The 7352-nt window shown below is 73.3% G+C and carries 6 protein-coding genes and 1 pseudogene; 4 read left to right on the forward strand and 3 right to left on the reverse strand.

Annotation, left to right across the window (positions count from 1 at the left end):
• Nucleotides 1-12: 12 nt before the first annotated feature.
• Nucleotides 13-1434 (reverse strand): PepSY-associated TM helix domain-containing protein, encoded by a 1422-nt coding sequence (locus UW392_RS41560; protein WP_320780470.1) that lies wholly within the window; start codon nucleotides 1432-1434, stop codon nucleotides 13-15.
• Between the two features lie 184 nt (nucleotides 1435-1618).
• On the opposite strand from UW392_RS41560, the gene UW392_RS41565 reads away from it, so the two are divergent.
• Nucleotides 1619-2314 (forward strand): peptide deformylase, encoded by a 696-nt coding sequence (locus UW392_RS41565; protein ID WP_320780471.1) that lies wholly within the window; start codon nucleotides 1619-1621, stop codon nucleotides 2312-2314.
• 46 nt (nucleotides 2315-2360) lie between these two features.
• On the opposite strand, the gene UW392_RS41570 is transcribed toward UW392_RS41565, so the two are convergent.
• On the reverse strand, nucleotides 2361-3800 hold the full coding sequence (locus UW392_RS41570) for an NAD(P)/FAD-dependent oxidoreductase (RefSeq protein ID WP_320780472.1): 1440 nt from the start codon (nucleotides 3798-3800) through the stop codon (nucleotides 2361-2363).
• 128 nt (nucleotides 3801-3928) lie between these two features.
• Between UW392_RS41570 and trxA the strand changes: the two genes are divergently transcribed.
• Entirely contained in the window at nucleotides 3929-4360 is a 432-nt protein-coding gene (gene trxA / locus UW392_RS41575) for a thioredoxin (RefSeq protein ID WP_320780473.1), read from the forward strand.
• 116 nt (nucleotides 4361-4476) lie between these two features.
• On the opposite strand, the gene UW392_RS41580 is transcribed toward trxA, so the two are convergent.
• Entirely contained in the window at nucleotides 4477-5523 is a 1047-nt protein-coding gene (locus UW392_RS41580; RefSeq protein WP_320780474.1) for a LacI family DNA-binding transcriptional regulator, read from the reverse strand.
• 177 nt (nucleotides 5524-5700) lie between these two features.
• On the opposite strand from UW392_RS41580, the gene UW392_RS41585 reads away from it, so the two are divergent.
• Together UW392_RS41585 and UW392_RS41590 are read left to right on the forward strand one after the other, a co-directional pair.
• Entirely contained in the window at nucleotides 5701-6078 is a 378-nt protein-coding gene (locus UW392_RS41585; RefSeq protein ID WP_320780475.1) for a hypothetical protein, read from the forward strand.
• A 51-nt stretch (nucleotides 6079-6129) separates the two neighbouring features.
• Nucleotides 6130-7352 (forward strand): annotated as a pseudogene (locus tag UW392_RS41590) (hypothetical protein); the annotation flags it as partial.

Here is a 7352-nt window from a genome sequence, read left to right on the forward strand (position 1 = left end):
GGCCTCGTGCCGCTACCGGGCGTAGGACCGTTCCCCCCGCCGGTGGGCGATCTCCCCCAGGACGACGTCCACCGCGATGAACACGGCGAGCGGGATGCCCAGGAGCGGCACGAAGTAGCCGAGCACGGCGACCACCACCAGCGCGGGCACCAGGATCTGCGGGGGCACCTGCTGCCAGGCGCCACGTGGGATCGGCCGGCCGAAGGCCGAGCCGCGGCCCCGCTGCCACCACATGCGGTAGCCGAGCAGGACCAGGCCGGCCAGGGAGAGGCCGAGGGCGATCAGGACCAGCTGGTTGGGCAGGCCGAAGAGGGTGCCCATGTGGGCGTCGATGCCCCAGCGGGCGAGCTTGGCGAGGACCGGGAAGTCGTCGAACCGGATGGTGTCCGTGACCTCGGCCGTCACCGGGTCCACGGCCACCGCGTCCTGCTTCGAGGGCCAGCTGCGCTGCACCTGCTGCACGACGTACCCGGTGGAGGCGTCGGCGGGCGGCACGATCTCCACCGGGTCGCCGAGGCCCTCGGCGCGCGCGGCGGCGAGGATGTCGTCGAGGTCGCCCTCGTGCTCGGCGCCGGCCGGCTCACCGGCGTCCCCGTGGCCCTCGTGGACCGCGTGGTCGCCCACCGACGCCGAGATCGTCGGGGTCGCCTGCCTGATCTGGTCGCGCAGGGTGGCGATGTTGGCCCCGGCATACGCCGACCAGGTCAGCCCCGTCGCCGACAGGAAGAAGAAACCCAGGGCGGCCCAGGCGCCGACGGTGCCGTGCAGGCCGAGGACACGGCGTCGCCCGCTCGTGCCGCGCACCTTGCGCCGGGCGCGGCGGCGGCCGAACCAGAGCACCAGCCCGCCGGCCGCGATCACCCACAGCCAGCTGGCCGCGAGTTCGCTGTAGAGGCGGCCGGGCTCGCCGAGGTGCAGATCGCGGTGGAACCTGTCGATCCAGGTCCGTACCGGCAGCGCACCGGTCGACCCGTACTGTTCGAGCGAGCCGCGCACCTCGGCGGTGTACGGGTCGACGAACACCGCGAGCGTGTTGTCCTCGCCGGTGCCGGGCACCCCGGACAGCATCACCCGGGTCGTGGCGTCGTCCTTTGGTGACGGCCGCACGGCGGCGAGCGCGCCCTCGGGGTGCTCCTCCCGCGCGGCGGCGACCTGTTCCGATATCGGCAGCTTGCGCTCGCCGACCGCCGGGACGGTCAGCTCGTCCGCGTACATGATCTTCTCGAGCGGGTACGAGGCCGCGTACAGGGCGCCGGTCAACGCGGCGACCAGCAGGAACGGGGCGACGAGGACACCCGCGTAGAAGTGCAGCCGCAGGACGAGCGCGGTCAGCGCCGCCCGGGTTCTCGCCTGGCCGGCGGCGGGTTCGGGGGAAGGATCCCTCCCGGGTGACTCCGGGGACTCGTCCTTCTCGGCCGAGGGAGCGGTGGACATGGGCGGGGTCCTCCAGGGAGGCAGGGAACGGTGGGGCGCTCCAGTAGTCGGACCGCGAAGGGCCACAGTTCCCGCGGGCGTTGGTGACCTGGGTCACATGGGTGGAGGGGTGGGGGCGGTCCGTCCGGCCTCCCGTGCCGCGAGGCGCCTCGCGGCACGCGGGCCCTCTTGGCATGCTGGCGCGATGGCTTCCGACAGCGACCGCACGACGTCCCCGGACCCCACCTCCGCCGCGCCCCGCCCGTCCCGACCGCTCCGACCGCTGCGCGACGTGGTCGGGCAACTGCTGGACCACGAGGGGCCGTTGCCGATCCTCGCCGCCGGCGACCCGGTGCTGCGCCACCCCGCCGAGCCCTTCGACGGCCAGCTGGACCCGGACCTGCTGGACCGGTTCGTCGCCGCGCTGCGCGCGACGATGCACGCCGCGCCCGGTGTCGGTCTCGCCGCGCCGCAGGTGGGGGTGGGCCTGCGGATCGCGGTGATCGAGGACCCGGCGCCGGTGCCCGAGGAGGTGCGCCGCGCGCGCGGCCGGGTGCCGCAGCCGTTCCGGGTGCTCGTCAACCCGTCGTACGAGCCGGTCGGCGCCGACCGCGCCGCGTTCTTCGAGGGCTGCCTGAGCGTGCCGGGCTGGCAGGCCGTGGTCGACCGGCCGGCCCGGGTGCGCCTCACGGCCCTGGACGAGCGCGGCCGGCCGGTGGACGAGGAGTTCTCGGGCTGGCCCGCACGCATCGTCCAGCACGAGACGGACCACCTGGACGGCACCCTGTACCTGGACCGCGCGGAGCCGCGCTCCCTCTCCTCGAACCAGGCGATGGCCCAGCTGTGGAACGACCCGACCCCGCACCGGGCCGCGCGGTCACTGGGCTTCCCGCTGCCGTGACCGGGCCGGGCCCCACCCGCGTCCGGGCCCGGCCCCCGTCGGCATGTCAGGAGTCGCGGAACGCCTCCAGCAGCCGCAGCCACACCTCACTGATCGTGGGGTACGCGGGCACCGCGTGCCAGAGCCGGCCGAGCGGCACCTCGCCGGCGATCGCGACGGTGGCCGAGTGGATCAGTTCGCCGACGCCGGGTCCGACGAAGGTGACGCCCCGGACGATCTCCCGTTCCAGGTCGACGACCATCCGGGCGCGCCCCTGGTAGCCGTCGGCGTACAGACCGGCCCCGGCCACCGAGCCCAGGTCGACGTCGACGGCCCGGACGCGGTGGCCCGCCTGCTCGGCCTCCGCGAGGGACAGGCCGACGGCCGCCGCCTCCGGGTCGGTGAACACCACCTGGGGCACCGCCGCGTGGTCGGCGGTGGCGGCGTGCGCGCCCCAGGGGTCGGTCAGCAGCGGGGCGCCGGCCGCGCGGGCGACGATGGCGGCGCCCGCGATGCGCGCCTGGTACTTGCCCTGATGGGTGAGGAGGGCGCGGTGGTTGACGTCGCCGACCGCGTAGAGCCAGTCGGTGTCCGTCACGCGGAGGGTGTCGTCGACGGGGAGCCAGGACCCGGGTTCCAGGTTCACCGTGTCGAGGCCGAGGTCGTCCGTGCGGGGTGCGCGGCCGGTGGCGAAGAGGATCTCGTCGGCCTCGATGCGGTCACCGCCGTCGGTGACGACCACCACCGTGCCGTTCTCCCGGGTGACCTCCTCCACCGAGGTGCCGGTGCGGACGTCCGCGCCCGCCTCGGCAAGCGCCTGGGCCACCAGTTCGCCCGCGAAGGGCTCCATGCGCGGCAGCAGGCCCTCGCCGCGCACGAGCAGCGTCACCTTCGAGCCCAGGCCCTGCCAGGCCGTCGCCATCTCCACGCCCACGACGCCGCCGCCGACCACCACGAGGCGGCCGGGGGCCTCCTCGGCGCTCGTGGCCTCGCGGCTCGTCCACGGCTTCACCGCGTCGAGGCCCGGCAGTCCGGGCAGCACGGCCCGGCTGCCGGTGCTCACGACGACGGCGTGCCGGGCGGTCAGCACCTGCCGCTCGCCGTCCGGTCCTTCGACCGTGACCCGGCGGGGTCCGTCCAGGCGCCCCTGCCCGCGGTACAGGTCCACGCCGATGCTCTCCAGCCACTCGACCTGCCCGTCGTCCTTCCAGTGGGAGGTGTAGTAGTCCCGGTGGGCGAGGACCGCGGCCGTGGCAGCCTTGTCGAAGGGCCCCTCCACGAGGTGGCGCAGCCCGGGTGTGCGGCGGGCGTCGGCGTGGGCGATCACCGGGCGCAGCAGGGCCTTGCTGGGCATGCACGCCCAGTACGAGCACTCGCCGCCGACCAGTTCGCTCTCCACGACCGCGGTGGTGAGACCGGCGGCGCGGGTGCGGTCCGCGACGTTCTCCCCCACCGGCCCGGCACCGATCACCACGACGTCGTACACCTTGGAATCCGTATCCGTCATGGGCCCAGTCTGGTCGGTGGTGTGCGCGGTCCGCCACACGGGTACGCGCGCGGAATACGCCGCCGGGGGCCGACGTTGTCGCCACCGGCTTCCCCCGGGCCCCCGATCAAGGAAGAGGGACGTACGCCATGAGCAGCAGCACCACCGTGGAGCTCACCAAGGAGAACTTCGACCAGACGGTCACGGACAACGAGTTCGTCCTGATCGACTTCTGGGCGTCCTGGTGCGGGCCGTGCCGTCAGTTCGCCCCGGTCTACGAGAAGGCCGCCGAGGACAATCCCGACCTCGTGTTCGGCAAGATCGACACGGAGGCGCAGCCGGAGCTGGCCGCGGCCTTCGGCATCCAGTCGATCCCGACGCTGATGATCGTCCGTGACCAGGTCGCCGTGTTCGCGCAGCCGGGCGCCCTGCCCGAGGCCGCCCTCGCGGACGTCATCGGCCAGGCGCGGAACCTGGACATGGACGAGGTCCGCAAGGCGGTCGCCGAGCAGCAGGCGCAGGCCCGGCAGAACGGCCGGCCGCAGGCGGAGGAGGGCGACGCGGGCCAGGCTCCGCAGTAGGCACGAGCGCGGTCCGCGCGACCGTACGGACGGCGGGCCCTCGGGGTCCCCGCCGAGGGCCCCGGCCCGGGCCGGGGGCCCGTGTCACATCCCCGGCGGGCATACGGCACAGGCCCTCAGCTCGACTCCCGGTGCACCACCCGGGAGCCGAGCACCTCGTGCGTCTCGGGCACTCCGGCGGGGTCACGGACCACGCGGTCGACCAGCTCGGCGAGATCGCGTCCGGCCGGCAGGCGCAGGTGGACCGTGCTGAGGCGGGGCCGCAGCAGCCGGCCGAGCACCAGGTCGTCGGCGCCCACCAGGGCCGTCTCCGCGGGGACGCGCACCCCCTCGTCCTGCAGGGCCCGCATCAGCAGCATCGCGTACTCGTCGTTGTACGCGAAGACGGCGTCCAGGCGTAAGGAGCGCCAGCTCGCGGCGAGTACGGCCGCGGCCTCCTCCTCGTAGGCGAGCGGCAGTTCGGTGACCGTCGCGTCCGTCCCCCGCACGGCCAGCCGTACGCCGGCGAGCCGGGGCCGGGAGAAGACGCCGAGCCCCCGTTCCCGGGGGACGACGACACCGATCCGGCGGCGGCCCCGCTCCACGAGGTGGGCGCCCGCCGCGCGGCCGACCTCCGTGTGGTCCATGACCAGCGCGTGCGCGCCCTCGACGTGCTCCGGGCCCATGGTGACGACGGCGCGGGCGCCGGAGCGCTTGAGGACGGCGACGCCCTTGGGGCCGAGTCCGTCGCCGGGCACGACGACGGCCACGGGGCGCAGTTCGGCCCAGGCGCGGGCGGCCTCGTCGCCGTGCAGGCCGGCGCCGCCGTACTGCACGACCGTGTAGTCGAGACGGCTGAGGGACCACTGGAGTTCGTCGAAGAAACGGCTGTAGAGCGGGCCCACGGGTACGTGCGGGGCGGGCATCAGGACCATGCGGCTGTGTCCGGCGCGCAGGCTGCGGGCCGCCGCGTGCGGGACGTACCCGAGTTCCTTCGCGGCCTCGTGCACCCGGCGGCGCGTGGGCTCGCTGATCCGGACGGCACTGGTGTTGTTGAGGACGTAACTGACGGTCGCTCGGGAGACACCCGCCAGGCGCGCCACATCGGCACTCGTCGGCACGGACGGGTGTACGGGCGACGGCGGGGCGGACTGATCAGATATCTGCACCATGACGTCAGGCATCCTTGCAGAAGCCGGAACAGCCGTGCGTGCGGGGGGACTTGAAGCCACGGCCGCGCACGTCAGGGTCGTGGTGCGCGCCGCCGGGCGCGTCCCCGGCGGCAACCGGTGTCCACTCCGAGGAGCTTTCGCCGCGCGCCGACGTGTCGACTACCATGCACAGTCGCCCGGGGGCGTGCAGTGCCCCTGGCAGGCATCGACCGGGGGACGACCATGGCGGGGACGACGAACGTCGACGACACCGAGCAGCTGCTGAAGGCGAGCCGCGGCTGCTCCGAGCTGGCCTCGCTGGTCCGGACCGCCGGCGACTTCCCGCGGAGCGACCTGGACGACGCGGCCGGGAGCCTGTCCGGCGCCTACTGGGACGGTCAGCTCGGCGCCGCGCTGAAGCACCTGGCGACCCGCTGGATGGACCACCAGTGCGAGGCGCTGCACACCTCGTACCGCGAACTGCACCAGAAGACCTGGGACACGTGGTCCGCGTACACCGGTGTGGAGACGGCCAACACGGCCATGCTCAGCGACGTGCAGGCCGACGTCCGCGCGACCTTCGGCTGACCCGCGCGCAGCGGACGTTCGACCACACGGAGAAACAACGGGGGCACCACCATGGCGATCACCTACGCCCAGCTCGACCACCTCAGCCTGTCCCGCCTCGACCATGCCATCACCGCGTGGGAAGAGGTGGTACGGAAGATGAAGGAGGTCGACCGCTCCCACGGCCCCAAGGCGCAGAAGCCCTTCGAGGCCGCGGGATGGACCACCACCGGGGGCGGCGCCGACACGGCCACGCTGGCCCACAGGCAGATCAAGGAGGCCGGGCACGAGGCCGACTCGGCTCTGAAGCAGGCCCTGGCGATCGAGAAGGTCCTCAAGGAGGCCCGCGCCGGTCTCAAGGCCCAGCAGAAACGGCTCCACGACTACGTACAGGAGACGACCGCGAACGGGAAGGTGCGGATCTCCGACCGGGGCGAGGTCACCTTCACCGACTCCGTCGCGGACGACCCCGAGCTCCGGGGGCAGCCCGGCTACGGCCAGGCCGTGGCCGCCGAACAGCGCCGCGTCGACGAGATCGCGGGCGAGATAAGCAAGATCCTCAGGGACGTCACGGAGGTCGACGACAGCGCCGCCGCGGCCCTGCGCTACAACGTCGGCAACGACAGGAACGGCTTCAACGAGCACGCCACCGGCAACATCGAGAAGGCCGAGGACCGCTACGACTCCGCCCGCGCCGTCCGCCTCGCGCACAAGGGCGAGGACATGAGCGACGGCGAGCTCAAGGAGCTCAACGGCCTCCTCAAGGAGCACAGGAACGACCCCGAGTTCGCGGAGCGGTTCGCGACCCGCATGGGCGGACGCGGCACGCTGGAGTTCTGGGAGGGCATGAACCTGCACGGCGACCCGGCCCCCGAGGGCGCCCGCAAGGAGCTTCTGGAACAGACCCGCAGCCAGCTCGGCGCGACCCTCGCCACCGCCACCCAGTCCGACAGCAAGGCGATGCAGGACTGGGAGAAGGAGGTGATCGCCGCGGGCCCCTACTCGATCGACGACAACCTCCACAAGCCCCGGGGCTTCCAGGTGATGTCGGACCTGATGGGCTCGGGCACCTACGACAGCGGATTCCTCCACGACTACGGGGACGCCCTGATCGAGCACGAGAAGAAGGCCACCAGGAACGGTGACTCCCTCAGCGAGGAGTACCTCGGCAGGACCTACGCCGGCGGCCTCGACGGCGACATCGACCTGACCAACCCGTGGGGCACCGACCCGATGACCGGCTTCATGACGGCTCTCGGGCACAACCACGAGGCTTCGACGGAGTTCTTCTCCGA

The organism is Streptomyces sp. CRN 30, assembly GCF_034105845.1.